A 25,412-nucleotide genomic window follows, 5' to 3' on the forward strand; every position below is an offset into this window, starting at 1 on the left:
GGGGCTGGGCAGGTGAAATGGAGCCACCTTGAGGGGTACGTGATTCGCGGTAAAGGCTTCCTTGGCCCATGGTGGACGGGAGGGGTAACACATGCAGACGCAGCGGGGGCCCCAAGGCGAGGTTTTTTGACCACACCCCCCGGCGGGTACCTCTGATGCAGGACTGGTCGCGTACCGCGAACTCGATGAAGCCCTGGGACGGACGGCGATGGCGGACGACTTGTTCCGCGATCCTCGCCGAGGCATGAACACCCAGCACGAGTCAGATGGGGCTTTTTGAGACGGAGATTCTGACGTCCCGAAAGAACCTCAAGGCCCTGATGGACCTGCCGGGGATGTGGATTGACCGTGTTCGCGAGCGCCGCGCCCTGGACAAGTTGATCCTTGACCTGGATAGCTCAGTGAGCGAAACCTACGGACGGCAGGAAGGCTCGGCATACAACGGGCACTTCGAGTGCACCTGCTACCATCCGATCTTCTGCTTCAACCACCTGGGCGACCTGGAGCGGGTGTTTTTGCGGAACGGCAACGTGGCCAGTGCCGACGAGTGGCGTGCGGTGCCCGCCCTGGTGCTTTCATGATGGCTGGACAAGCCCCTCAGAATGGCTTCCGTTGCGATGTTCCCTGGGGATGCTCTGCGCCGACCCCAAGAAACGAGACCGAAAAGCCACCCTGGCACGCGTTGGAGGGGGCGTTTCAGCCGTCGGGGCCAGAAAACACTCGAAAAGATGATTGGCGCAACGGGGGGGGGCGCTGGTACAATGGTGGAACACAACCCGGCGGTGTATCCAGGTGGAGGTCAAGTGGGAAATGTCGGTCTACTGAAGAGGATCCCAGAAACGGCAGTGACTAGGTAAGATGGCTACGAGCGGCCCGATGGCGGACGTGATCCGGGCAATCCAGGATCACCGAGCGCGAAAGCCGGGTTGGGACCGATGGCACGCGGGAATTGCCTCCTTTCTTTGTTGTGTATGTGAGCTTGGGGCGCCGACCGGCGCCTCCCGTTCCGCATTGACCCAGCCAGCACCTCCGGCGCGGACCGAGACAATGCTGTCACCTGTTGGCCGGGCCGACGAAGGCACTTCGCAATTCAATGCATCAGCAGAAAGGATGGGTTCAATGAGCAGCAACAGATTCCTCAATCCTGCGGTGATCGTGTGTTTCACCGCGTTGCTCGCAGCGGGCCCGGCCTTCGCTCAAACGCCCGTGGGTACAGCCTTCACGTACCAGGGCCGGCTGACCAATGCAGCGACGGTGGCGAGCGGCCCGTATGACTTCGAGTTCCGCCTGTTTGACGACGTGGCCGCCGGCGTGCAGGCAGGACCAACCCTGACGGTGAATGACGTGACGGTGACCGGCGGCCTGTTCACGGTGACGCTCGACTTCGGCAGCGTCTATAACGGGACCAGACGCTGGCTGGGCATCGCGGTTCGGCCGGGCGAGAGCGTCGAGCCTTACACGCCGCTGACGCCACGCCAGGAGCTGACCGGCACGCCCCATGCGCTGTTCGCGCTGAACGCCCAGGCCGCCGATGGTCTCCGCCTGCCTTTCGGCGCGAGCGCTTCGGCGGGAATCCCGATCTTCTCAATCCACAACACGGGCACGGGCCTGGCGATCTCCGGCACCGCAGTTGGCACAGGCGTCTCGGGGTCATCAACAGCGGCCACCGGGATGACCGAGGGCGGACTGTTCCGCAGCAGCAGCACCTCAGGCCGAGGCGTCTTCGGGATTGCCAGCGCTGCCGCGGGCAACACCAGCGGCGTGTATGGCCAGAGTGACAGCGCCACCGGCCGCGGTGTATTTGGAACAGCCACCGCCACCACGGGAGCGAAGAACTACGGCGGCTGGTTCCAGAGCGACGGCACCGGCGGCGTGGGCGCATTCGGTTGGGCATCCTCGGGGTCGGGCACGACCTACGGCCTCTACGGCCTGAGCGACAGCACGCAAGGAGGTGGGGTTCAGGGGGTGGCGAAACCTGACTCCGGCGAGACCTCCGGCGTGTTCGGCCAGAGTAACAGCACGTCAGGCCGCGGCGTCTACGGAATCGCGGCTGCGTCCACGGGGCAGAGCTATGGCGGATATTTTCAAAGCAAGAGCAGCGAGGGAACGGGCGTCTATGCGTCTGCGGAGACGGGCCGGCCGGCGGTGGTGGCCGATCACATGCTTCACGTCGGCTCGGACACCCGCGAGGGCTGGCTGCGCGTGTACGGCACGGCCTCGAAAGAGTCCCTCGTGAACATTTTCGCGGATCGCGATGGCGGAAATGTGGTTGTCCTCGAGAGTGAGGGTCGCCCCGCGGCGGTGTTGGAGGCGAGTCAGGACCTTTCGGGCGGCCACCTCCGCGTGGATCGCGGGAGCGGCAATCCCGGCTTCGAGGTGCGGGGCAACGCGGGCAGTGAAGAACCCATGGTGCGCATCACCGGCAGTTCGCGTTCGGCCATCTTCAATATGCGGACGACCATTCCAGACGATGACACCGTCATCCTGCCGGAGGGTGCTGTGTGCGCATCGGAGATCGGCGACGAGCCCGGGATTGCCGTCGGCTACGACGCCAGCCACTCATTGACCGAGTCGCTCACCACGCTGCTCTCCGTAGACATCACGGCGCCGGCCGTGGGCTATGTCTTTGCGATCGCGACGGCCAACGCCCGTGTGGAACACGGCATAACCGGGGCCAGCTCGGCTGAATTCGGCTTGAATGACGGGATTTCACCCTCGTACTCGGCCGCCGCGTTCGTGCACGCGGGTCTGCCCGCTGGCCCCTTCCTCATCCCGGTCACGGTTCAGCGTGTCTTTCCAGTGAACGCCGGCCTCACCACCATTTCGGTCATCGGGCGGGAGATCCTTGATGGGTGGACCGCTAAGAACATCAGGCTTACCTTGATCTACTTCCCCACTGCCTACGGCGCCGCGACCGCGAGCGCGTCGGCAAGCATGCCAAAGACCACCGCTGGTCAAGTCGTATCGGCTTCCGGCCAACCCGCACCAACGGCCAAGGCGCCTGCTTCTGACCGCGCCCCCATGGAAAGCGAATTGAAGGAAGTGAAGGCCAGGCTGGCCAGGCTGGAAGCTATGCTGGAGCAGGAACGCAAAGGAGCCGGCCGATGAGAATTGGGTGCCAAGGCGAGCGGATCGCGGCCTTGCTCCAGGTGCGACCGGCGCGGCCCTCGAGTTGGTGTGCCGGGAGCCTTGGCGAAGGGTCAAAGTGCTCGATCTGCCGGACGGTGCCGAGTACCTCGTCAGTAAGCGGTACCGAACGGGCTCTCAAAACCTGCGAACGCAGTTCAAGCGCATACTCGACCGGGCCGGGGTCGATCCGTGGGAGAAGCTGTTTCACAACATGAGGGCGACCCGACAGACCGAGCTGGCAGCAATCTTCCCGCTACACGTGGTCTGCACCTGGCTGGGCAACCGGGCGGCGATCGCGGGGGAGCACTACTTGACCGTCCGGGACTCCGACTTCGCCAAAGCCGTCGGAGAAGCGACGCAAAATCCGACGCAGCAGCCACACGCTGGGTGTCACAATGACTCGCAGGACTCGCTCCCGGAAATGAAAAACCCCGCGAATTGCGGGGCTTTTCGTAAACCTGCGTGGTCTTGCGACTACCCTAACAAAAACCTTATACCCCCAACGGGACTCGAACCCGTGTCTTCAGGATGAGAACCTGATATCCTAGGCCGCTAGACGATGGGGGCCTCGTACCGTGCCGGTCTGGTTCGGCCTCCAACACGATCGCGCCAGATTACCGGCATCGATGGTTGTCGTCAAGCCCGGCTGGAGCCGGAGGAAGGTTCGGCCGCATCGACACGGCGCGGGCTCGCCAGCAGCACCAAGCCGCCAGACGTTTCGGACTCCAAGCTTCGGCCTACACCCTGCGGCGGCTCCGCCTCGCTTCGGTGTTCGGCTTGGCCGGTCAGTGCTTGGCCCCGGCCGTGCTCCCTCAGCCCTGGCGTTGTTGGCCCGCATTGGCCCAATCAACACGCGTCCCGATGACGCTCGAGGGCCTCCACGAGCACGGCGACGTCCTCGGGTTCATGCTCCGCCGACAGGCTGATCCGCAGCCGGGCCCTCCCCGTCGGAACAGTGGGTGGGCGAATCGCGGGAACGAGGATGCCCTCGCTCTCCAAGGCTGCCGACAATCGAAGCGCCCGTTCGGACGAACCGACGATCACCGGCACGATCTGGGTGCACGAGGGACCGGTATCCCAGCCCCGAGATGCCAGCGCACTCCGCACCCGTTCCGCCAGATCGAGCACTTTGACCCTTCGCCAAGGCTCCCGGCACACCAACTCGAGGGCCGCGCCGGCCGCCGCACATGCCGCCGGTGGCAACGCCGTCGTGTAGATGAAAGCACCGGACGTATTGACCAGCCAATCGATCATGAGCCGCGAGCCGGCCACGAATCCACCGAACCCGCCCAACGCCTTGCTCAGCGTGCCGACGGTCACGTCCACTTGGGCCGCGACATTCATCAGTTCGGCCGCGCCCCTTCCCCCCTGGCCGAGCACGCCGGTCGCGTGGGCTTCGTCAATACAGAGGATCGCCTCGTATCGCCGCTTCAATTCGACCAGTCGAGGCAGATCCGCCAAGTCGCCATCCATGCTGAACACGGAGTCGGTTACGATAACCCGCCGGCGGAACGCTCCACCTCGCTCCAGCAGTCTCTGAAGCTTGGCGTAATCACGGTGAGGACAGATCCTGACGACCGCCCCGCTGCCGCGTGCCGCGTCGATGATGCTGGCATGATCGAGCTTGTCGAGGAGTATCACATCGCCCGGTCCGGCCAGTCCCCGAATCGCCGCGAGATTCGCCTGGTAGCCAGTCGAACAAACCAGGGAGGCTTCCGCCGATTCGAAGGCTGCCAGGCGGTCTGCCAGTTCGGCATGGGCGGCGGTGTGTCCGGTGATCAACGCCGACGCGCCGCTCCCCCACCCCCATCGCTCGATCGCCGCCTTGGCCGCCAAGGCGACAGCGGGATGGGCGGCCAAGCCCAGATAATTGTTACTTGAGAAGCAGACCAGCCGCCGGCCGTCAGCGGTCAGATGGCGACCCTGGGCAGATTCGACGGTTCGCAGCGACCGATGCAAACCGCGCGCGGCCAGATCCGCAAGCTGCTCCGCCCAAGGGCTGTCTTCCCTGACGGTCATGACGGCTTGGCCAAATCGGACGCTGACGAGGTCGACGCCGTTCGGCTGTTGGCTAGCCGCGTCGCCCCGGCGACCACATGCTCACGAGGAATAACCGGCCGCGCCCCAAGTTCGGCCAGGTTATCGGGCCGCCGGTCGCGGGCCCCGCACAGACCCCGTCCGCAACACCCGCCCCCCCCCTGCTGCCCCTTCAACCAGCGACGCAGGGCCAGGGCAAGATAGCCTCCGGCGCCTCCAACCAGCAGAACCACGGCGATAGTCTCTCCAACGCTCGCAAGCATCTGGACATTGTTGTCCAGTTCGCCTTTCCAGGCAAGTCGCTCGGTGCTCTGAAATGAGTGGTCTCAGGGCTCCTGCAGGCCTCCGCGGCGGCAAGACAACGTCCGGTATCCGGTTTCAGGTCCACCGGGAGCGGTTATAAGCCGATCATTGGACTGACCGGAGGGTGATGCCTGTTCCTTGCGAGAGGCCTTGCATGACGCTCATCGTACGATCGCCGGCGGTCGCTGCCATCCTGATGGTGTTTCCCCCTTCGCTGCTCGCCCAGGATTCGGGCCAAGTCAGCATCCAGATTCTGAGCAGTGGCCAGAGCAGCATGACCGTGGCTCCAGGCCCGGTGGACCTTCAGCTCGATCTCAAGATGAGCACCACTGTCGGACTTGTTGCCGCGGAGTTCGCCCTCGATTGTTCCTCGCCCGCCCTTTTCGTCTATGCCGAGCCCACGGTCTCCAACGGCTCTCCGTTTACCGAGACCGACCTCAACTTCGTCCCTATTAAGCCACCCGCCAACGATGGGACACCGCTCTCCGACCACCCGAGAATCACTTTCTTTCGACTGGAGGCGGGCAGCTACGAACCGGCGCTCTTTCCCTCGGTAGTGCTAACTTACCACGTGCGCTCGATCGGGACTCTGCCATCTGGAGCCTCCTACACATTCTCCCTGACCGAGGATGATGAACTGCCGCTCTGGATCAGCGATTCAGGCCCAACCGAGCTTCTCAGCGGGAAGATCGCGGTCGGAACGGAGGGCATATTCACCCTTCAAGTCTCCGCTGGCGACAACGGCGGAACGCCCTCCGGCGAAAGTGAAACAACGCCGGGTGATGGGAGCGATACCCCAGACGACGGTGGAACCACTCCCGGCGACGGTGAGACCACCCCGGACGATGGAGGAACGACGCCTGACGACGGCTCGATCACCCCGGGCGACGGCGACGCCACGCCGCACGACGAAGGGACCACCCCGGGTGACGCGCCCAATCAGCCGTCGGAGGGAAGCCCCGCCACGACGCCGACCGGGACCACGGCATTCTGTGGCGCCGGCGTCGGTCCGGCCTCCCTGTCCGCCGTCCTGCTCGGCCTGTGGCTGATCTCCCCCCGACCCCGGCGGCGATAGGGACGAGTGGCTCGGGAGCTGCATTCACGCCTCGACAAGCGGTCGCTTCGGCTGCATAGTATAGGCAGGAGAACCGCAATGCCCGATCTCGTCAGACTGAGTCTCTCCATCGAGAAGCCGCTCTACGAGCGATTGGAGAAGATGGTCAGGCGCTCAGGGTACACCAACCGCTCCGAGTTCGTGCGCGACATGATTCGCCAGCAGCTCGTGGAACGCGAGTGGGATGCCAATGCCGAGGTCGTCGGCACCGTGACGCTGGTCTACGACCACCACCGCCACAACCTGACCGAGAAGCTTACCGACCTCCAGCACGAGCATCACACCGCGGTTCTGGCGACGACTCACGTGCATCTCTCGCACGACTTGTGCGCCGAGATGATCCTGATGCGCTCCAAGGCCAGGCACATTCAGGAACTAGCCGACTCGCTGCGCCAGCAGAAGGGTGTACTGCACGCGGGCCTGACCATGACCAGTACGGGGCATTCACTCGCATGAAGAAAAACGCGGGGATGAAAGAGACCGACGAGGCCCGAGCCGACCGGCCGGTCCAGACTTTCTGTCTGCTGGTGTTGACCCTGATCGCGTCGGGCTTCGCCCTCTACGCGCTCAAGCCGGTGCTGGTGCCTTTCGTGCTGGCCGTCTTCTTCACCTACTGCCTCACTCCAGTGATCGACTTTCAGACCCGCTTGCTGCGGTTTCCGCCTACCGTAGCCCTGGCGGTCACGGGCTTGCTCGGCATGGCCGCTCTGGTGGCCATCGCGTTCCTTGTCGCGGCGGCGGTCGGGGCCATGTCTGACAGCCTTCCAGTCTACCAGGCGCAGTTCAACCGGCTCACGGAGGATCTCGCTCAGCTCGTCCCGCTGGATCGACTCGGGATCAGGGTGGACCCGCAGACCGGTCCGATCATTCGGGTGCCGGAGAACGCCAGCGTCAGGTTCGTCTCGGCCGTGCTGGCCGAGACCACCGCCCTGATCTCGAACGGGGCCATCGTCCTGATCTTCATGATGTTCATTCTGCTGGGCCGCACCGGAACCAGTAAAAACCAGGATGGACTTCTCGCCGAGATCGAAAACCGAGTGAAGCGATACATCAGTCGGACCGTGCTCATGTCCGTTCTAACCGGGGTGCTGATCGCCGCAGTGCTCGCCATCCTGCGTGTACCGTTCGCCAGCGTCTTCGGTTTTCTCGCCTTCCTGCTCAACTTCATCCCCAACATCGGCTCGGTCGTCGCCACGATTCTGCCCCTTCCCGTGGTCCTGCTGAGTCCGGAACTGTCGCCGACCGCCAAAGTGCTGGCCCTGGCCATCCCGGCCGCGATTCAGGTCCTGCTCGGCAGCATCATCCAGCCCAAGCTGCAGGGAAGCGCCCTGAATCTGCATCCTGTCGCAGTCCTCATGTCCCTGATCTTCTTCGGCATGATCTGGGGCATAGTCGGTGCGTTCCTGGCCACGCCCATCGCGGCGGTAATCCGGATCATCTTCGAGCGAATTCCCGCCACGCAACCCCTGGCCGAGCTACTGGCCGGCCGCTTGGACGCGGTGTCCGTCGGCGGCAATACTGGCAAACCCCCGGCTGGCGGCGCCCGCGCCGAATCCGGGCGATAGGAGGCGGTACGCAAACGATGGACGAGCCTTCACAGACACCTGGAACGTCGACCTCGGCATTGGCCAAGGGGAGCATCCACGTCTGGCGGTGGCCACTGACCGTCCCACCCAGGCGGGTAGAGTCCCTGGCTGGCTCGCTGAACGAGATGGAACTGGAGCGCGCCGGCCGCTACCACTTCGAGACCCTTCGCCACAAGTTCATCGTCGCCCACGCCGGTCTGCGAGCCGTCCTCGCCGGCTATACCGGCATCCCGGCCGAACAACTCTCCTTCCGCTTCGGCGTGCAGGGCAAGCCGACGCTCGTGGACCGCGGCGCCGCCCCCGGCCTGGAGTTCAACCTGAGCGACTCCCAGGATATCGCCCTGGCCGCGGTCACGCTGCATCAGCCCATCGGCGTGGACATCGAGCGCGTTCGCGAAATCCCGGAGCTCGATAGCATCACCACGTCCATTCTCGCGCCGGAGGAACTCAGCTTCCTGCGAAGCCACGAAGGACCTGAACGCCTGGCCGCCTTCCTCCGATTCTGGACCTGCAAAGAAGCGATCATCAAGGCCATGGGCGTGGGCCTCTCGGCCAATCTGAAGCGAATCGTGGTCGACGCCCAATCGGCGGCGGCCAGTCGCTGGTTCACCGTCCACGTTCCGGCGTCCGGCCGCACCTGGAGCGTCCGGAGCCTCCCGATCGATGGCGGATACCAGGCCGCCCTGGCCATCGAAGGAAGCGGGGGCGACGTCGACGTGCGCGAGTGGACCTTCCCTATCCCATGACGGCGTTTGCACACTGTGGCAGACGCAGGTCCAACGGGTCCCTCACCATTTCAACATGGGGATGGCTGAGCATCGTGCCGTGGAAGCCGGGTATGCGACGGCCCCCAGACCTCCGCGGCAGAGCCGCCGCCAGTCAACCAGAGGATCGCCCGTGTCATCCCCGGATCCTGCTGAACGGAAGACCGTGATCGGACCGGTGTATTCGGCGGGCCGATCACGATGAAACGCCGGCATGTTGGCATTCAGCACCCGCGGATAGCGGTCCATCTTGTCCATGCCGACATGGTGTGGAATCTGACCGGTCTCGCAGTGAAACAGACCTCGATGGAGTCCGGCAAGTGTGACGGCGAGTTGCCGAACAAGGACGCGCCACCACTCGAATAGGGCAGAGAGAACGCGCGTGTTCTTTCATGAGGGATGACAACAGGAGCGGGCGAGCCAGGGCATCAGCACGTGGGGCCTTGCCGAGGGAAGTGACGAACACGCCTTACGGCTTGTCCTTCGCGGCTTGGTCCATCTGCTTGCGGAGGCTCAGCGGCCGCATGTCCGTCCAGACCTCCTTGATGTAAGCCAGGCACTCCTCTTTCGTGCCGTCCTTGCCCGCGTCCCGCCAGCCCAGAGCATTTTCTCGCTCGATTGGCCAGATAGAGTACTGTTCCTCATGGTTGACCACGACCTTGTAGTGCTTGAAGACGTCTTCCTGTTCCTCGTTCATCGTCCCACCTCGCTCGTACCCTCTCGTTGTTTCACTGCGCTGATGCCCTGCCGGTTGCCGGCCACGTGGCCGTCCGATCGCGAAGAAACCATACCGACATCTGCAACTCCAAAGGCAGATCCCGGCCGTCGTCCAGGGCGATGACCACTTCCAGAATCTTCGTATCGGCTTTTTCTGTGGGTCGATCCGTCCGGAAGTTCTTGCGGCCCAGGGTCTGGGCGATCTGGACCACCATGCCCCCGAACCGCCGCGTGCCGAACGCGTCGCACGTGGCGAAGACCCGCTGGCCCTTCCTGACCTTCGACAGATCCATCTCATCCACGTCAGCCCGGATGTGCAACGTGTCGCGGTTGCCGATCGAGATGATCGGGGCAGGCACGTTCGGGAAGACCGACTCACCGGGCTCGCGAAACCGGTAGATCACCATGCCGTCGATGGAACTGCGGATCCGTGTCTTCTCCAGTTGGGTTCGGGCGACGTTCAGTTGGGCCTCTGCTTCGACGACGGCGGCCCGGGCGACGGCGATCTCCTCGGGCCGGGGACCGGCAGTCGACCGCTCGTAGCGAGCCTGCACGGCCTCAGCCCGGGCCCGGGCGGCGGCCACGTCGTTACGCGTGTCGTTGAGTTCCTTGTCAGAGACGGCCGAGCCGCTCTGAAGTGACTCAAGCCGTCGCAGTTCAAACTCCGCCCGCTGGAGCAAGGCATTGGCCTCATCCCATTGAGCCTTGGCCATCTTCCGATCTTCGGGGCGCTCCCAACTCTCCAGCTTGGCCAGATCGGCCTTCGCCCGAGCCACCTGGGCCTCGGCCCGGGTGACCTCGGCCATCTGCGAGTCGTTCACGAGCTCGAAGAGGAGCTGTCCAGTCCTGATACGATCTCCCGGCTCAACTTCAATCTTGCCGATGGTCCCCGGAAGCTCGCTAAACACCTGGATGGCCCGCGAAGCCGGCTCAGTCACACCCGGGGCGCTGAAGAGCACATCCGGATCGTCGCTCGGCCACTCGACGGCTGCTTCCGCCAGCTGGGTCTGGGCGCTCTGGGTCCGCGAGGCGGCGTATTGTGTATACCCCACCCAGGCGATGCCCGCCAAAACCACGCCGATGATGAGACCTCGTACCAAGCCATCGCTCCTGTACCACCTTCATGATAGCTCGATTGACGCATTCCGCAACGTGGAGACGCATGGCCGCATCATCCTCCGCCCGACGACGGCCCGGCGGAGTGGGCAGTCAGGCCGCTGCACCGTCGTGCCGTTCGACGATGGTCCCGTCCCTCATCCGGACCACGCAATCGGCGTGCTCTTGCAGGCTAAGGTCGTGAGTGACGACAAGGACGGCCCGGTTCTCCTTGTGGGCAAGATGGCGGAGGATATCCACCACCTGGGCGGCTGTCCTGGAATCGAGGTTGCCCGTCGGCTCGTCGGCCAGGATGAGTTCCGCCTGGCTGGCCAGGGCTCGGGCAACGCCCACGCGCTGTTTCTCACCGCCGCTCATCTCGTCGGGCAGGTGGCTCCAGCGATCAGCCAGGCCGACATGGTCGAGCAGGGCCATGGCCTGCTTGCGGGCGGCGCGGCCGTAGACACCCTGGAGTCCGAGCACGACCTCGACGTTCTCGGCGGCGTTCAAGGCCCCTAAGAGGTTGAAGTTCTGGAAGATGAAACCCACGTGCCGACGGCGCAGGGCAGGCAATGCGGACTCATCCAGGCGGGTCACGTCGCGGCCGAGCAGCTCGACCCGGCCGGAGGTCGGCTTCATCAGCAGGCCCATGATGGTCAGGAGGGTGGTCTTGCCTGAACCGCTGGGCCCCATGAGCAGAGTCAGATCGCCGCGGGCAATGCCGAGGTTGACACCATGGAGCACTTCAAGCGCATGTGCGCCTTCGCGGTAGCTCTTGTGCAGATCCCACACGCGAACGGCCGTACCAGAATGGGCTGTCATCTCTGCCATCGGGTCAGCTGCGGAACACCATGGCCGGCTCCAGCCGGAAGACGCGGAGCACGCTGGTGATGCTCGCGCTCACGCAGATTCCCACGGTCACGAAGAACATCGCCCCCACGAGGGCGGGCGGTACATGCAGAGGGACGTTGTAGGCCGGCAGACACTTGCCCATGTAGTAGGACAAGGCACTGGCCATGATGTAGCCGAGTAGACCGGCGATGAGCGATTGACGCAGGATGATCATCCCGAGTGTATAGTTGCCCATGCCCAGCGCCTTGAGCGTGCCATACTCGCGCAGCCGCTCGACCGTGGCGGAGTACATAGTCTGGCTGACGATGACCACGCCGACGATGACGCCTAGGACGGCTCCGAACATGATCCCGATGCCCATACCCGTGCCATACATCCAGTACCAGCGGGTCTTGCGGGAGAACTCGTCGGCGGTGTAGGCCTCGGCCTCAGTGAGTCGTTCGCGAACCCGGTCGCGGAGTTGCTCGGGGGTGACGCCCGGCCTGGCCTTGAGGACCACGTATTTGGTCTGCCGCTGGGTCATGCCGCTGAAATCCAGTCCGCGCTTGTAATCGCAGAACACATAGGGGGAGGTCGTGAAACTCCCTACGCCGCGGCAGAAGCCGACCACGCGGGCGGCCCGGCCGAGGATCTCGGTCTGCTCGTTCAAGGAAAGCGGCAAGCCCTCGTTACCGAAGCGGACGCGTTCCCGTTCGTCGATAATGACGCCGTTCATCGCCCAGATCCGGTCCCGGCTGCCAGCGATCATCTCCCAGGGCAAGTTCAGCCGCGAGTTGGGGTATAGGCCGACGATCTCGACGTTCTCCTGGCGGCCATCAACCAGCTTCCACCGAGTGAACTGCACAATCAGCCGCTCGCCCCAGGCGACCCCGGGCGTGGCCACGGCCTGGTAGTAGCGGCGGTCGAGCATGACATCGCACAGGTCCAGGTTGCGGGTGCTCTTCTGCATGACCCAGACATCGGCCCCGGCGTGATCAATGATCCCGCTGGCGTTGCGCATGGCGCCGATCAGCAGGCCAAGCTGGAGCGTGACCAGGGCGACGGAGAAGACAATCCCCACCAGGGCCATGATCAGCTTGACTTTGTCGTGGAATAGATTGCGTCGAGCGATGGCCGGCATCAGTGATTTCCCTGCCGGTGTTACTCCATGAACCACGGCACGACCATACAGCATGGTAGCGAGGAGAACGGAGTCGGGTCAACCCCGGTGGGATTCGCCTCGAGCGGCTTACGGTATGCAGTCGGCATCGGCCCAGACGCCCGGGCCGCTCAGACACTGACGGAAAAGGAGGAAGTCGTTGCGGTCCACGAAAGGATCGGAGTTCAGCATGGCATCCGCGCAGTCGGGGTCGGCCTGAATCACTCCCATGGGGGTCATGCATCGCTGGAAATGGGCATAGTCCTCCATGTCGACGTCACCGTCGGCATCGTAGTCCACCTTGGCCACGGGACAGCCGTTCGATTCCGCCACTCTCCAACAATGGGACGTGCCAGGACAGGCATCACAGGCGTCGATGACGCCGTCGCCGTCTGCATCCGGCTGCAGTTCGTCCGGCACCCCGTCCTTGTTACAGTCATTGCCCGAGGAAGGGTAAGCGTAAGGGCCGGTTAACTTCAGCTGGAAACTACCCGTCGCGCCGGCGGCTCCAGCCACGCGAATGTAGTAGACCGAACGGGTGGTCACCGAGAGGGTCAGCGTCGACTGCTTGTCACAGCCGTTGTCGTTGCATCCCAGCTGACGATTGTTGCCGGTGCTCGGACAAGCGGAGTGAACGGATACCACGGTGTCATAGCTGGAACCACACAACGAAACGGTCAGCGTACCCGAGGCGTACGGGCTGTATTTGTACCAGACATCGGGCGAGCCACCCGAACTGCCACAGGAGGAGAAGTAGACGTTGGTCATGCCCGCGGTGGAACCGGTGTAGGTCTTCCCCGGACCGACCCACTGGGCATACGCGCAGCTGTCCTGGGCGACGGCATCCGGCGCGACCGGAGCAGGCCGCTGACACTCGTCAGGGATCGCGTCACCGTTGCAGTCCGCACTCGTCCCGTGAGCGATGTCCGTCTCGTCGCCCACGTTGTTCGCGTTGCAGTCCGCGGAATCCAGGTACGTGAAGGTCATGGTCGAACCGGAAACACTGACGTTCTTGAGGTACAACTTGGAGGCCGTTCCGTCCCACCACCGGGTGTTCGGGGAGGAATCGGGGGTGCAGAGCGTGTACGTCGGAGATGACCACAAGTCGTTGGAGTCACCAGAGTTGCGGTTGTTCTCCATGTCCCACAGGCCGTCCGCCTGGACGAGGGTCACCTTGTAGTGAGAAGCGGCGGTCATTTCATTGTTGTCGTTACTGCCGTTCTCGTCGACGTGCCAGATGGCCAGACCGTCATCGGGCAGGCCAACGTCGCGCCCGGTCCGTTGGCGATTCTCGAGCAGAAAGTACTCCTTGGTGCTCGAAGGTCTGGAGTACTTGTAGATCGCGTTGCTGTTCGAGATGAGGGGGAGGTTTGCCTGCGAAGTGAGCAGTTCGGTCACCGTACACCATCCTGCCTTATTCCGCATATAGGCGCATGGCCGGCACGGATTCGTGCTGCTGGTACCGAACGCCATGAGGCAGAAATGGCCCACCCCGGTGGAATCGTAGTCATAGTCATACAGGTCCGGCCAGCCCAGCAGCATGTGCCCGTTCTCGTGACAGAAGGTGCTGATCCTGAGGCTGCTGCCCATGTCGGTGATCTGATAAGGACCGGCGCACACTCCGCCGGCGCAATAGGACATCCAACTGGCGTGCGGCCAAAGCCCCTCGGACCAGGGCGAGTTGCTCGACCCGGCATAGAGGCAGTTCAAGGCATCGATAGTGCCGTCGCTGTTGGTGTCACACTGCCCGAAGTTGAAGCCACTGGCCTTCAGGCGGTCGAGAGCCTCGGTGATGAGCTCCCGAGCCCGAGTACCGTAGTCGATGCTCTGGTCGGTGTAGTACGTCTTGGGATGCTTCGCCCGATGGTAGGCGGTCGGCACGTAGTTGGTGTAGGTCAGCTTCCCGCCGGAGATGTCGTAGAAGTAGTCACGAACCGAGCCGTTGTTGCCGTTGGCCGTGTATCCGATCTTGTTGCAGAAGTCCGCGACCGCGCTTGCGGGAATCGTAGCCACATCGTCCGAGAAGTCCACGATCAGGCAGAGCCCCTTGGGGGAGCCGATGGTGATGCCCTCCTGGGCCAGGCTGCCCTTTTCAGTCGCAAGAAAGGTTGCCTTCTGGGCCTGCTGCAGCTGACGGTTGGCGGCGATCCTGGACTTGGCGGATTCGACAGTGATGCGGATGTGCTGGTCGATGCCGACCGGAGCAGCCTCATTCTGGCCGGCCACGATGCCGGTCGGCTCCAGCCGGGTGCCGTCCGCCGACAACCTGGCGTAACAAGCCGCTCGTGTGGCTGGATCCTCGACCAGCGTGTAACCATCCAGCGTCTCGGCCACAGCGTAGAACTCGTCGCCCCAGACCCGGACCTCGATCACCGTCCCGTCCGGCTGCCGGAACGGCATGGTCTCGCCGACAATCGGATGGGCCCGCGCCGTCGTGGTCAGTCCCAGCAGAGCACCCATCACCAAGAGCAGGGAAACACGCTTCTGGCGGCCGACCGCGAAGACCATCTCGACTTCTCCAGGGAATTCGACTCTAAACCTGGCTCAAGTATACCAGAATCTCCCCCGGATCGGCCAGCCCGGGCGGCCCGCCTCCAGGCCCGATAACCACCCGACCGGGCGGTTTCGGTGCGAGGATCGCAACCGCTGATTCTGGCGATCGTTAGCCAGGCTTCTCACCGACGAGGTACGCGTCGCTGATCTCGAGTACATTGTCCTCGCTCTCGGTGTTCAAGCCAAACGAGACGGAGTGAATCTGGTCCGCGTCAAGCCGGCCATTCCCATCGGGTGAGCTGGCGAGTGAATCCACATCGCGGAGCGGTATCAAGACCACGTGCCAGCGGCCGTCGGCCGGGATCAGCGGGCGACGGGATAGGTAACCGGCCTGACTGTCCTCCCAGGCGATGAAACGAACCGACGCCGGCTTGTCGCATTTGGCCCGCAGGAGCAGGTACTTGGCGCGCCCCCATTTCACGTCTTCGCCCAGCCTGAGCTTCGGGTAAACCCATCGATCCCCCGCTCCGAAGTGAACTTCCAGCCGCCACCCCCCCTCCTTCGTCTTGGACATGGTCATGCGCCCCCGACTGGCAACATTCTCCTGCCAGGCCTCCAGCTGGGCGATGGGTAGCGCCATCCTGACCGGAAAGCGAGCCAGGTGGGCGTCCACCGTCTTCTCCACGAACACATCCACAGCCAGCGGACTGATCCACGGGGCCATGGTGCCCCTGGCCACCACCTGGATGGTCAGCGGCTGGCCGTCCGAACCCCCCTGCCTCACATCGACTTCCCACGCAACTTCAGTGCAGCCCCGAGGGGCAAGTTCAAGGCTTCTGGGCTCGATCGCGACGGGAGAGGCCACCCCCCTGATCGATGGCGTCAGGTCGACTCTCCCAGCCTGATCAGCCAGATTGTGGACGACCACGCGAAAAGGAAAACGCGCCGCAGTCTCATGGGTCACGTGATAGCCCTTACAGGTGAAGTCGCCTATCGAGGGGTCCCACGCATGCCGCAGGATGACCGGGGATGGAGCCGGTCGCGAGGGCGGAGGTCGCCTGCTCACGGAGTACATTCCGGCGGCTGGAGTGTCCTTGACCACGGCATCGGCCATCGAGCCGGCATCAAGCCATACGTAGGTGAGACCGTCGGGAACGGGAAGACCGCCCGCAGTATCCGCCCTGAGCGTGCGACCGTCGATACCCTCCAATCGCCCCCCGGGCACGCCCAGCCTGACTCTCGCGTCCCGATTCACCGACCCCGTATACAACACCGCCACCGTCCCGCCGGTGCCCATGAACACCCTGGCCCGCTTGACGGCCGGATCCAAGGTCTTCAAATCTCCAACGTATGCCTTGTTCGCCAACGCCCTCACCATCTGGGCATAGGCGGCCATCGAACGAAGCGGGGTGACTTCCCGCCCCATCATCCCGAAGTTGTTCTGGTTCTCCTCGTAGTACACGCAGACGAAGGCGAAATACGCAGCCACCCCACAGGCCTTCGACTCAATGGCCTTCATCACGATGTCCAGGGCGCTGACCGCGTCTTCGCTCATGGCCGGCCGCGGCTCCCCCTTGGGCCAGGGCCGTCCACTCTCGGTAATCCACAGGGGCATGGACTCCTTGCCATAGGCCTTGAGCCAAGCTCGGTACCGCTTCACCATGTCCTCAACAGTCGTAGCCTGCTGATAGGTGTGGAAGCTGATCGCGTCGACCTGATCGAGCAGGCCGTTCTCGGCGCATGCCCGACGGTATTCGTCCGGAGCAATGTCGGTGAGAACACCGCCGACCAGCGGGACCGCCGGCAGGTGGTGGCGGAGCCCCCAGGCCGCGGCCTTGGCGAGGGGCACATACTGGTCGGCCGGAAGGTGGGCACCGAACTGGACGTCGGGCTCGTTCCAGATCTCCAGCCCGCCCCATGTGCTCCCCCAGCGACGGCCGAGATCGCCGATCGATCGTGCGGCTAGAAGCAGGTTTGTGGGATACGGGTTGGCGTCCGTCCGGCCCAGCCATGTCGGACTATCATGGAACATCTCCAGAACCTTGACCCCGCGCCGAGCGTACGTGCGGCGGAGGGTCTCAAACTGACAATCACCCTCCCAATCCCACACGTCCTCGGACTTGTTGACCACATTCCAGCGGAGCCGCTCGCGCGATTGGCCGATGCCAAGCCGTTTGAGCACCCTGGCGAGTCCGTCGCGGATGTCCTCCCGCTTCTCGAGCCAGGAAAGAGCGCTGTCGATACAGAAGAACGCGTCCTCAGGCCCGGCGTGTTCCGGCAGCACGACGATACCGCTGCGGTGACCGAGTTGCGGCAGGGCCACTTCGTAGAAGCCCCCAGGCAAGTTGACCGAGATTGAGATGGCCCCGTCCCGATCGGCGACAGCCTCACCCGTGGCCACCTCGCGAGCCCAGTAGTCGGAAATGACGTAGCCCAGATCCGACCGGCGGGCGGGCGGATCTGCCCTCCATGCCAGACGCGCCGGCCGCTCAGGCGGAATGAAAAACCCCTCGCAGTCGGCCGAGCGAACCTCGCCCAGGCACCCGGCCGCACCGACAAAAACCTCGATGACCCCCAGAAATAACGATCGGAAACGGGTATCAGACATCTTCACTTCTCCCGCAATACCCCCCTCTGAACCGTCCAAAGCAGGAAGGAACCGCCAGGTGTCAGGAACTCAAAGACAGCGAGGAGTATAGAAAGGGCCGCGTCATTCCGCCATCGGACGATCCGGGGAAGCCACGAGCCTCAGGAAAAGACCGGGGGCGGGCGGGATCACCGAACGCGAGAGCGCTGTTTGGAGGCCAGGAACCCCAGGGGGGTGCACTTATCCATCAGCACGCTGCCCCGGACCGGCTTGACGAGGAAGCCGCTCCAATTACCGGCCGGCGCGAGACAGACGTTCAATGGCGAGCTGTCGGCCAAGGCGACGATCTTCCCAGCGCGCGGGCGACGAGCGGACCACAACCCATCACGACGGGGCGGCCTCGGCCGTCCGGCTCCTGGGAAACGATCGACCGTGCCACTTGTGCAGTGTCGCCAAGAGGGTAAGACGATCGATCGGCTTGGCGACATAGTCGTCGCACCCGACTCGCAGGCACTTCTCCCGGTCGCCGGCCATGGCGTGTGCGGTCAGGGCCACAATCGGCTCTGCATATCCTTGCTCGCGCAGCCGGGTCGTGGCTGTGTAGCCGTCCATGGTGGGCATCTGCATATCCATCAGTATCAGATCGAACGGATGACCCGCCCTCTGAGCCTCCAGGGCGAGTTCCACCGCCTTGCCGCCGTTGTCGGCCAGCGTCACTTCGGCCCCCGCTTTCTTGAGGACGAAGGAAATGAGTCGTTGATTGTCGATCCCATCCTCGGCCAACAGCACGCGCGCATCAAGCGGCTTCTCCTCCATGTTCACCGTCGCTTCGACGAACTCAGGCTCATCCTCGGCGATGATCCGCTCGGTCGGTCCTTCAGTCATCTCCACCCCATCCAGCGGACCGGTGGCGATGACCAGCCGGAACGTCGTCCCCTGATCCGGAACGCTGTCCACGCTGAGGTCACCCCCCAGCAGGCTGGCCAGGCGCTTGCAGATCGTGAGACCGAGCCCGGTACCGCCAAACTGTGGAGCCTCGGGTCCTGAGGAGTTGGAGAACGGATCGAACAACACGGCTATCTGACCTTCCGTCATGCCGACCCCGGTGTCAATCACCTCGAACTGCAGAACCGGCTCCAGGCCGGAGTCGGAGAAATGCACGGCAAGTCGTACGCCGCCAACCTGAGTGAAGCGGATCGCGTTTCCAACCAGCTTGCTGAGGATCTGGGCAAGCCTGGCCGGGTCGGTCTGAATCGTCTCAGGCACCTGGCCGACGAAATCGACGGACAGATCAAGTCCCTTCCGGCTCGCGACACACTTGGCCGCGGAAAGGATCTCGCTCACGATCTGGAGTGGCGAACAGACGGCGTGCCGGATTTCGAGACGTCCGGTTTCAAGGTAGGCGATATCCAGGAGGCTGCACAGGTTGGTCATCAGTTCCTGGCCATTCCGCTTGATGGTCTCAAGGGCTCGCTCCCGGTCATCGCTGGTCATGACCGGATCAGACAGGTTCTCGGCGAATCCGATGATCGGCGTCATCAAGGTGCGGGCTCGATGGCTGAAACCAGCGAGAAACTCATACTTGCTGTGCGAGGCCACCTCCGCAGCAACTTCGCTGCGGTCCGCGCGCTCGGTGGCGTCCTCCAGTTCCTGGCAGACCCGCCGGAGCTGCTCGTTGGCGTCCTCGTACTGATGGCGTATCACCTCGCCCGCCGCGCTCACCTCGGTGAGGGCAGACTCCGCCTCCAGGCGGGCGGCCGCTTCCTCGCGAATTCGGAGCTGACAATCACTGAGCTCCTGCTCGCAGCGACCAGCATCGGCCCGCCAGCGTCGGGTGAAGGCCAGCAGAGATCCCAGACCCGTCAGAACGATCAGCGTCGTCAGAAGAGGGTAGCTGCCCAGAGCCATCGCCCCTGCCGCCGCCACGGAAGCGGCGCACAGGGCGACGAGAACCCACGGGCCGGCTTGGTGTCTACGGTCTGTCGATATGGTCATCGCGACTATGCCCGTCGGTTAGAAAGCCATGGACATCCACGACTCTGAATCGGCTAGTCGGAGCGCCGACATAAGCGCGGAACCGGGACGGCCGACAGATCAGGACGACGGGTCGGACTTGAGGAAAGTCCTCGTGGATACCCGGGAGCGAACGGTTTATCGGTCGCCAGCCCCGCTACGAACCGGAACGAACTAGTTCTCGGGCTTGATACCGGTCGAGGCTCCGAGCTTCGTGTAGCGGCGATTGCCGATGGCGGCCTGCGGAGCACCCTCCGGCCAGACCGAGAGGCCAAGGCTCAGATCGTCGGCCTGCTCGTCCACGGCAAACGTCAGGGCGGCATACCACCGGGGGAACTTGCGAACCACAGTAACCTCGAGCTGATCCAGCTTGCCCCGCTCGATGTCATAGAAGGCCCTCAGGGCCAGACGATGCTTGGCGTTGAGCTCATAGTTGGCCCCCCCACCGATCAGGTTCGAGTCGGTGGGCTCGATCCGCCGGTACCCCACGAAATAGGACAGACGAGGAGATCGCTCGACCGCATAGGACAAGTTGAACAGATCGAGGCTGCCATCGCTCAAGTCCCAATTGGCGTCGGAGAGAACCGAGGTCGTGTCGCTGATGCGATATTGGAAGTCGGAGCGCACGTGGTTGCGGGCAACGCTGTTCTCCGGTCGGGCGTTGTCGTAACGTCCGATCGGCAGCTCCTGCTCGGGATGGTCGCCAAAAAGGTTGAGTTCCACATCAAACAGGATCCAGTCCACCACCCGCCAGCCTCCCGGCAAGCCGCGCTTCGTCTGCCAGCGCTGGCGGACGGCCAGCGAGGCCCCGTAGAAATCGTCGATATCCTCGACGCCCGGGCTGAACGGGTGCAGCTCCAGGCTGTTCGTGTTGGTGGTACTCATCCAGGCGGTGGCTTCCGGTCGAATCACGTGCCGCACGCCGTGTACGTCCAGCAACTCCGAGTTCATCGTGTCGAACAGTCGCCAGACCTCGGTGCCGGTGCGCACACCCGCCATGCCGAAGAGCCGGTCACGCGAGCCGCCCGCCGCGGAACCATCCCAGTATCCCGCCCGTCCGGTCGCGAACGGCACAATGTTCGCGCTGCCCAACTTAATCGGCACATCGAACTCGTTCCGGGTTTCGCTCTGGAAAGTCATGTCGCTCGCCCCGGTGTTGTCCACAACCCATTTCCGATCCCACAGTCGACGCGAATCAGGACGATACCGGGCCATTCCGAGGTGCGATTCGCTGTAAAAACTGGCGATTTCGGCGAGTGGTTCGCCGGCCAGGTAGTATGCCAGCTCCGGGAAGTGCTCCGTTTGGGTCAGAAAATCGAGAACCCGGGCCTGCACCAGACCTGTCACCGCCCAGTTGTCCTTCTGCTTCTTCAGGTAGGCGAGCGTCTCCTGCTCCTTGCCTTCGTCGTACTCACCCTCGAAGTACTGCTCCATGAACGTCGGATCGCTCAGGTAGGACCCCTCGAGAGTTAATTCCCACCCCTGACCTAGAATCTCCCGATGCCGCCAGGTGAGCCGCCCCCGGTTCTCGGTATCCGGGTCATTGTCCCGAAACGAGCCGAGGCTGTCCCGGCCGGTGTCATGAATGTAGTACCCGCGAAACACGCCGAACGAATTCTCGGTCTCATAGTCCACGTCCGTACCCACACCCGGGCCGTGCTCGCTGAAATAGTCCAACCGCAACGTACCGTCCACACCCTTGGGCTTCTCCAGCCCCAGAAGATTGAACAAATACCATTTCGATTCCAGGGTGACGCCGTACTTCTCACTGTAGCCCGTCCGGACGCTGCGAATGGAACTCTCACCCTCCTTGAGATCCCCAGTGACGTACGGCCAGTAGGCCAACGGCACGCCCTCGACATTCAAGGTCGCGTCACGTACCTGGTAACGTCCGGCCTGAAGCCCCGCCACCTGCCCCGACTCGTCCCTGGGCGTGGCATCAATCAACCGAACCTGCTCGGCCCCGATGTGCACGTGAGGCGTGTGAAACTCACTGGTCGTGACTATGGCCTTGTGAGCCAAGTACTCCGTGGTCGACAATTGACGCACCTGCTGAGCGCGAACATAAATAGGGAGTTCACCCCCTGGAGCCAGAGCCCGCATCACCACATCAAGAATCAAGGCGCGATCATTCTCGAAATCGTAGTACAGCTCGGATGCCCGAATCATCCGCTCACCACGGGTTAGAACCACATCGCCCTGGAGGTAAACACCTGATACTCCCTCGCCAACGCTGGCACCCAGACTACCGACTCCGGCCACACCGGCGTCCGTCTCCCGGCTCTCACCCTCCGCCCGTTCCGGCGGAAACGCCTGGGTCTCAGCGGAGGGGCTGACCGAGGAAGCGGATGATGCTTCCTTCGGTCTACGGCTCAGAAAGATGACGGCGGCATCCGCCCGAATCTCCAGAAAGTCGCCACTGTCAACCAGTCCCTGAGACACATACACCTTGCCAATGGCCGTGACGGTCCCCCGCCCCTCGTCGATCGACGTCTGGTTTCCATGGTAATGGACCAACGGACGGGCCTCGGGCCGCGGCTTGAGCTCAGGCTGCTCCAGATCCACAATCTCCACGCCCCCAGGCTGCGTTGTCGGCCCCGTCCTGGCCAACACAACCTGCCTGATCTTCACGGCTTCGGCATACAGCGGCGTCTCTGCCGAGGATTCACGTGTCGTCACGTCCGCCTGGAGAACCGGAGGATCCTTGGTGTTGAAGGTCACGAAAAGCACCGGACCCGTCGTCACCGTCCCCCCAGCATCCTGAACCCTGGCCTGCTGAGAGAGGAACACCTCGAAATGGTAGTAGGCCTGCCCCTGCCAACGGCACTGCTGCATCCAGGTAACTGCCTCTCGGGCGGAAAGCCGTCGATCACCCAGATGGACCGCCAGATCCCCGTAGTACTGGACAACCTCACAGCCGTCAGGAAGAGCCCAGACATGGGCATAGTCTCCGAAAAACTCTGGGGCCACACGACTCACCTCAACCGGCAGCATCGGGTTGGTGGTTTCAGGATCGTCCAGGGGGACAAGGGAAGCGCCCCGCGCGGAGAGGCAGACACAATACAAAAAGACGGCCGCGAGCCGGCCGGAGGCAAAAACACGTGCTATACTTCTCACGAAGCTCAAGATGTCCCGGCCTTTCGCCCAGAAGAGACGCGGCCCTCCGGGATCCGCCACCTTCCGGCCCGCGTCGGCCGAATATCGGCACGGAAGCCCTTGACGAGGTAACGGCTGGCATTATATTGTTGAGCCAGTCCAAGTCAACGCACGGGGCTGTGGGCACAAACAGACCGGACGCGCGACCCGAGGATAGCCGAGCAGCCGCCTCCAGCTGCCAACGGATGAAGGAAGCGACCCGGCCGAGCGAGGACCCGAGAACAAATCGGGAATCAGGGAGCCCGGAATAAAACGCCGAGCACCCCTGTGGATTCATATTTCTGTTTCGGTTCTGCACCGTGTACGCCACGGCGCGCAAGAGAGGAGATTGTAGTTATGTCAGAAAAGCCAAAAAGATCATATTACCTCCCCGGGAAGCTCGTCACTACATTCGACAAGGAGTGCGCGAAGTCCGGTTACGTGAAAGAGAAGGTCGTCGCCGCGGCGATGCTGGCCTTCCTCGATGCCGGAGCTGAGTCCCGAAGCAAGATGTTCGAGCGACTCGACCTCTTCCTCCACGGCAAAGCCAAGAAGTAACCGCTCAGCCGGCCCTGTCGGTTGAACGATTCAATGCAAACGGATGGCCGGTCGTTGAAACCGGCCATCCGTTTGCGTCTTGGACCGCCTGTACCTCCGACCGCCGGCAAGCTGCGACCTGGGCACTCGGCAACAGCTGTCGGCCGGCAGGCCGCCATCCTCATTGCGGCAGTTGTTCGAACAGCGATCGTGACCGGCCCGTTCGGACCGACTTCACCCGCAAACGAACGCCTTTCTCAAGGTTCTCCTTGCTCAGGGCCTTCTGCAAGGCCCTGCCGGTTGTCACTTTCTCCCCCTGAACGCTCAAGATCGCATCGCCGACTTCGATCCCCATGCCCGCTGCCCCTTCCCCCAGCGTCTCAACGCTGGTCACCAGCAGGCAACCTTCCACTTCCTTGGGATCCGACCAGCCGAGCTTCTTTGCCAGAGAGGGTGCCGCCGGCTGAACCGAAATGGCCAACGCCTCAATCTCCGCTTCACCTTCAGCACCCTCATTCTCGGCGTCACGCTCGGCGCCTTTCTGTCGCCAGCCGCCATCCTGGGCGAAGAACTGCTTGGGCTGCTTCTCGATCACCACCGGAATGGTGATCTCCTTCTTGTCGCGCCAGACCCTCAACTCCATCTTCGTGCCCGGCGAGGTGCGCGCCACCTTGGACTGCAAGGCCTGCACCGACTTCACCGACTCACCGGCCAGCGTGAGGATCACGTCGTCGGCCTTGAGGCCCGCCTTGGCTGCCGGGGTACCACTCATCACCTCTTCGACCACTACGCCCTTCTCTTCCTCAAGCCCAAACGTCTTGGCATAGCCCGGAGGAGCGGTGTCAAAGCCCTGTATGGCCACTCCAAGATAGCCACGAACAATCTCCTTGCCTTCCTGCAAGTAAGGAAGCAGTTCTTTGACCGTCTGACTCGGGATGGCGAAGCCGACGCCGGCGTAGGCGGCCACCATACCACGAGTGACAATCGCGGTGTTGATGCCGATGACCTCGCCACGCATGTTCACGAGCGGACCCCCGCTGTTGCCCGGATTGATGGCCGCATCCGTCTGAATGAAGTCCTCATATCCTTCCACAATTCGAGGATTCCGACCTTTGGCCGAAATGATGCCCTGAGTCACGGTCTGGTCCAGGTTGAAAGGGGCACCAATGGCCATGACGAAGTCGCCGACCTCCACCTTGGAGCTGTCTCCCAAGGGCAAAGCCTGCAAACGGTCACCCTTGATCTGGATCAGGGCGAGGTCAGTCTTGGGATCCTTGCCCACGATCTGGCCAAGAAAGCGGCGCCCGTCCGCCAGTCGAACATCGATCCGCCCCGTGTCCTTGTCCTTCTCGATGCCTTCGACCACGTGATTGTTGGTGATGATGTAGCCTTTCTCCGCATCAATGATAACCCCGCTCCCACTGCCAATCTGCGGTTGAGGCTGAACCTCCTCAGGCAATCGGAACTGGAACCTCGGACCTCGCTGCCCGTCTTCCCGGTCCTCGAAGAATTTCCGCAGGGCCTCCGGCAAATCACTGGGATCAACGCTCCGCGGAGACTTCTCCCGGTCGACCTTCTTGGGCTCTACCCGGGAGTAAATGTGGACAACCGCAGGACTGGCTCGCCTGGAAACCTGACGAAATACGTCGGAGATCGCCTCAACGTTGATCATCCCCTGGCTGGAAGCGCCACCGGGCTTCTCGGCCACAGCCTGATCGGCAGCAAACACTTGTCCCACAAAGAGTTCCGATTGGACTAGTCCCCCAGCCCCCAGGCCAAACAGGAGACCGAGTCCCAACCGAATCACGCGTACACGCATCGCTTCTGTTCTCATCTTGAGCATCTCCCTCATAACATCGAGCTGACTGTCTTCCGACACCCATTCAATTCAATGACGCCTAGATCGGCCAGT

General features: G+C 63.2%; 17 protein-coding genes, 1 tRNA gene and 1 pseudogene. 7 read left to right on the top strand and 12 right to left on the bottom strand.

All coding sequences use genetic code 11. The features are described 5' to 3' along the window. The first annotated feature begins 260 nt into the window (after positions 1 to 260). A pseudogene (locus KA354_11885) lies at positions 261 to 581 on the top strand (transposase). Positions 582 to 1,119: 538 nt separating this feature from the next. Beyond that, positions 1,120 to 3,108, top strand: a complete 1,989-nt coding sequence (locus KA354_11890; GenBank protein ID MBP7935338.1) for a hypothetical protein — start codon at positions 1,120 to 1,122, stop codon at positions 3,106 to 3,108. A 515-nt stretch (positions 3,109 to 3,623) separates the two neighbouring features. On the opposite strand, the gene KA354_11895 is transcribed toward KA354_11890, so the two are convergent. The 3 genes from KA354_11895 to KA354_11905 form a co-directional block, all read right to left on the bottom strand. Continuing rightward, positions 3,624 to 3,696, bottom strand: a tRNA-Glu gene (locus KA354_11895). 279 nt (positions 3,697 to 3,975) lie between these two features. Next, complete coding sequence (bioF, locus tag KA354_11900; protein ID MBP7935339.1) at positions 3,976 to 5,148, bottom strand: 8-amino-7-oxononanoate synthase; 1,173 nt, start codon at positions 5,146 to 5,148, stop codon at positions 3,976 to 3,978. Beyond that, the gene (locus KA354_11905; protein MBP7935340.1) at positions 5,145 to 5,429 is read right to left on the bottom strand and encodes a hypothetical protein; all 285 of its coding nucleotides are present in this window, start codon (positions 5,427 to 5,429) and stop codon (positions 5,145 to 5,147) included. The genes bioF and KA354_11905 overlap by 4 nt, the downstream gene beginning before the upstream one ends. 194 nt (positions 5,430 to 5,623) lie before the next feature. Here KA354_11905 and KA354_11910 point away from each other — a divergent pair, with 194 nt between their 5' ends. The 4 genes from KA354_11910 to KA354_11925 all read left to right on the top strand — a co-directional run bounded on the left by KA354_11910 (position 5,624) and on the right by KA354_11925 (position 8,915). Continuing rightward, positions 5,624 to 6,544, top strand: coding sequence for a hypothetical protein (locus KA354_11910; protein ID MBP7935341.1), 921 nt, complete (start codon positions 5,624 to 5,626; stop codon positions 6,542 to 6,544). A gap of 78 nt (positions 6,545 to 6,622) precedes the next feature. Continuing rightward, positions 6,623 to 7,039, top strand: a complete 417-nt coding sequence (nikR, locus tag KA354_11915; GenBank protein MBP7935342.1) for a nickel-responsive transcriptional regulator NikR — start codon at positions 6,623 to 6,625, stop codon at positions 7,037 to 7,039. A gap of 14 nt (positions 7,040 to 7,053) precedes the next feature. Beyond that, positions 7,054 to 8,148 (top strand): AI-2E family transporter, encoded by a 1,095-nt coding sequence (locus KA354_11920; GenBank protein MBP7935343.1) that lies wholly within the window; start codon positions 7,054 to 7,056, stop codon positions 8,146 to 8,148. A 17-nt stretch (positions 8,149 to 8,165) separates the two neighbouring features. Beyond that, complete coding sequence (locus KA354_11925) at positions 8,166 to 8,915, top strand: 4'-phosphopantetheinyl transferase superfamily protein (GenBank protein ID MBP7935344.1); 750 nt, start codon at positions 8,166 to 8,168, stop codon at positions 8,913 to 8,915. A gap of 487 nt (positions 8,916 to 9,402) precedes the next feature. Here KA354_11925 and KA354_11930 read toward each other — a convergent pair whose 3' ends face one another. The 8 genes from KA354_11930 to KA354_11965 form a co-directional block, all read right to left on the bottom strand. Continuing rightward, positions 9,403 to 9,630 (bottom strand): MbtH family protein, encoded by a 228-nt coding sequence (locus KA354_11930; protein MBP7935345.1) that lies wholly within the window; start codon positions 9,628 to 9,630, stop codon positions 9,403 to 9,405. A gap of 31 nt (positions 9,631 to 9,661) precedes the next feature. After that, positions 9,662 to 10,750 (bottom strand): efflux RND transporter periplasmic adaptor subunit, encoded by a 1,089-nt coding sequence (locus KA354_11935; protein ID MBP7935346.1) that lies wholly within the window; start codon positions 10,748 to 10,750, stop codon positions 9,662 to 9,664. A 109-nt stretch (positions 10,751 to 10,859) separates the two neighbouring features. Beyond that, positions 10,860 to 11,576, bottom strand: coding sequence for an ABC transporter ATP-binding protein (locus KA354_11940; protein ID MBP7935347.1), 717 nt, complete (start codon positions 11,574 to 11,576; stop codon positions 10,860 to 10,862). A gap of 4 nt (positions 11,577 to 11,580) precedes the next feature. Further along, on the bottom strand, positions 11,581 to 12,717 hold the full coding sequence (locus tag KA354_11945; protein MBP7935348.1) for an ABC transporter permease: 1,137 nt from the start codon (positions 12,715 to 12,717) through the stop codon (positions 11,581 to 11,583). A 108-nt stretch (positions 12,718 to 12,825) separates the two neighbouring features. Further along, positions 12,826 to 15,243: a M6 family metalloprotease domain-containing protein gene (locus tag KA354_11950; protein ID MBP7935349.1), complete on the bottom strand. Its 2,418-nt coding sequence runs from the start codon at positions 15,241 to 15,243 to the stop codon at positions 12,826 to 12,828. A 154-nt stretch (positions 15,244 to 15,397) separates the two neighbouring features. Continuing rightward, the gene (locus KA354_11955; protein MBP7935350.1) at positions 15,398 to 17,836 is read right to left on the bottom strand and encodes a hypothetical protein; all 2,439 of its coding nucleotides are present in this window, start codon (positions 17,834 to 17,836) and stop codon (positions 15,398 to 15,400) included. A 363-nt stretch (positions 17,837 to 18,199) separates the two neighbouring features. Continuing rightward, the gene (locus tag KA354_11960) at positions 18,200 to 19,810 is read right to left on the bottom strand and encodes a response regulator (protein ID MBP7935351.1); all 1,611 of its coding nucleotides are present in this window, start codon (positions 19,808 to 19,810) and stop codon (positions 18,200 to 18,202) included. Positions 19,811 to 20,002: 192 nt separating this feature from the next. Further along, complete coding sequence (locus tag KA354_11965) at positions 20,003 to 22,798, bottom strand: hypothetical protein (protein ID MBP7935352.1); 2,796 nt, start codon at positions 22,796 to 22,798, stop codon at positions 20,003 to 20,005. A gap of 522 nt (positions 22,799 to 23,320) precedes the next feature. Here KA354_11965 and KA354_11970 point away from each other — a divergent pair. Beyond that, positions 23,321 to 23,521: a hypothetical protein gene (locus tag KA354_11970; protein ID MBP7935353.1), complete on the top strand. Its 201-nt coding sequence runs from the start codon at positions 23,321 to 23,323 to the stop codon at positions 23,519 to 23,521. 160 nt (positions 23,522 to 23,681) lie between these two features. On the opposite strand, the gene KA354_11975 is transcribed toward KA354_11970, so the two are convergent. Continuing rightward, the gene (locus KA354_11975) at positions 23,682 to 25,334 is read right to left on the bottom strand and encodes a trypsin-like peptidase domain-containing protein (GenBank protein MBP7935354.1); all 1,653 of its coding nucleotides are present in this window, start codon (positions 25,332 to 25,334) and stop codon (positions 23,682 to 23,684) included. Between the last annotated feature and the right edge of the window lie 78 nt (positions 25,335 to 25,412).

It is taken from the genome of Phycisphaerae bacterium (genome assembly GCA_018003015.1).
Taxonomy (GTDB): Bacteria; Planctomycetota; Phycisphaerae; order UBA1845; family PWPN01; genus JAGNEZ01.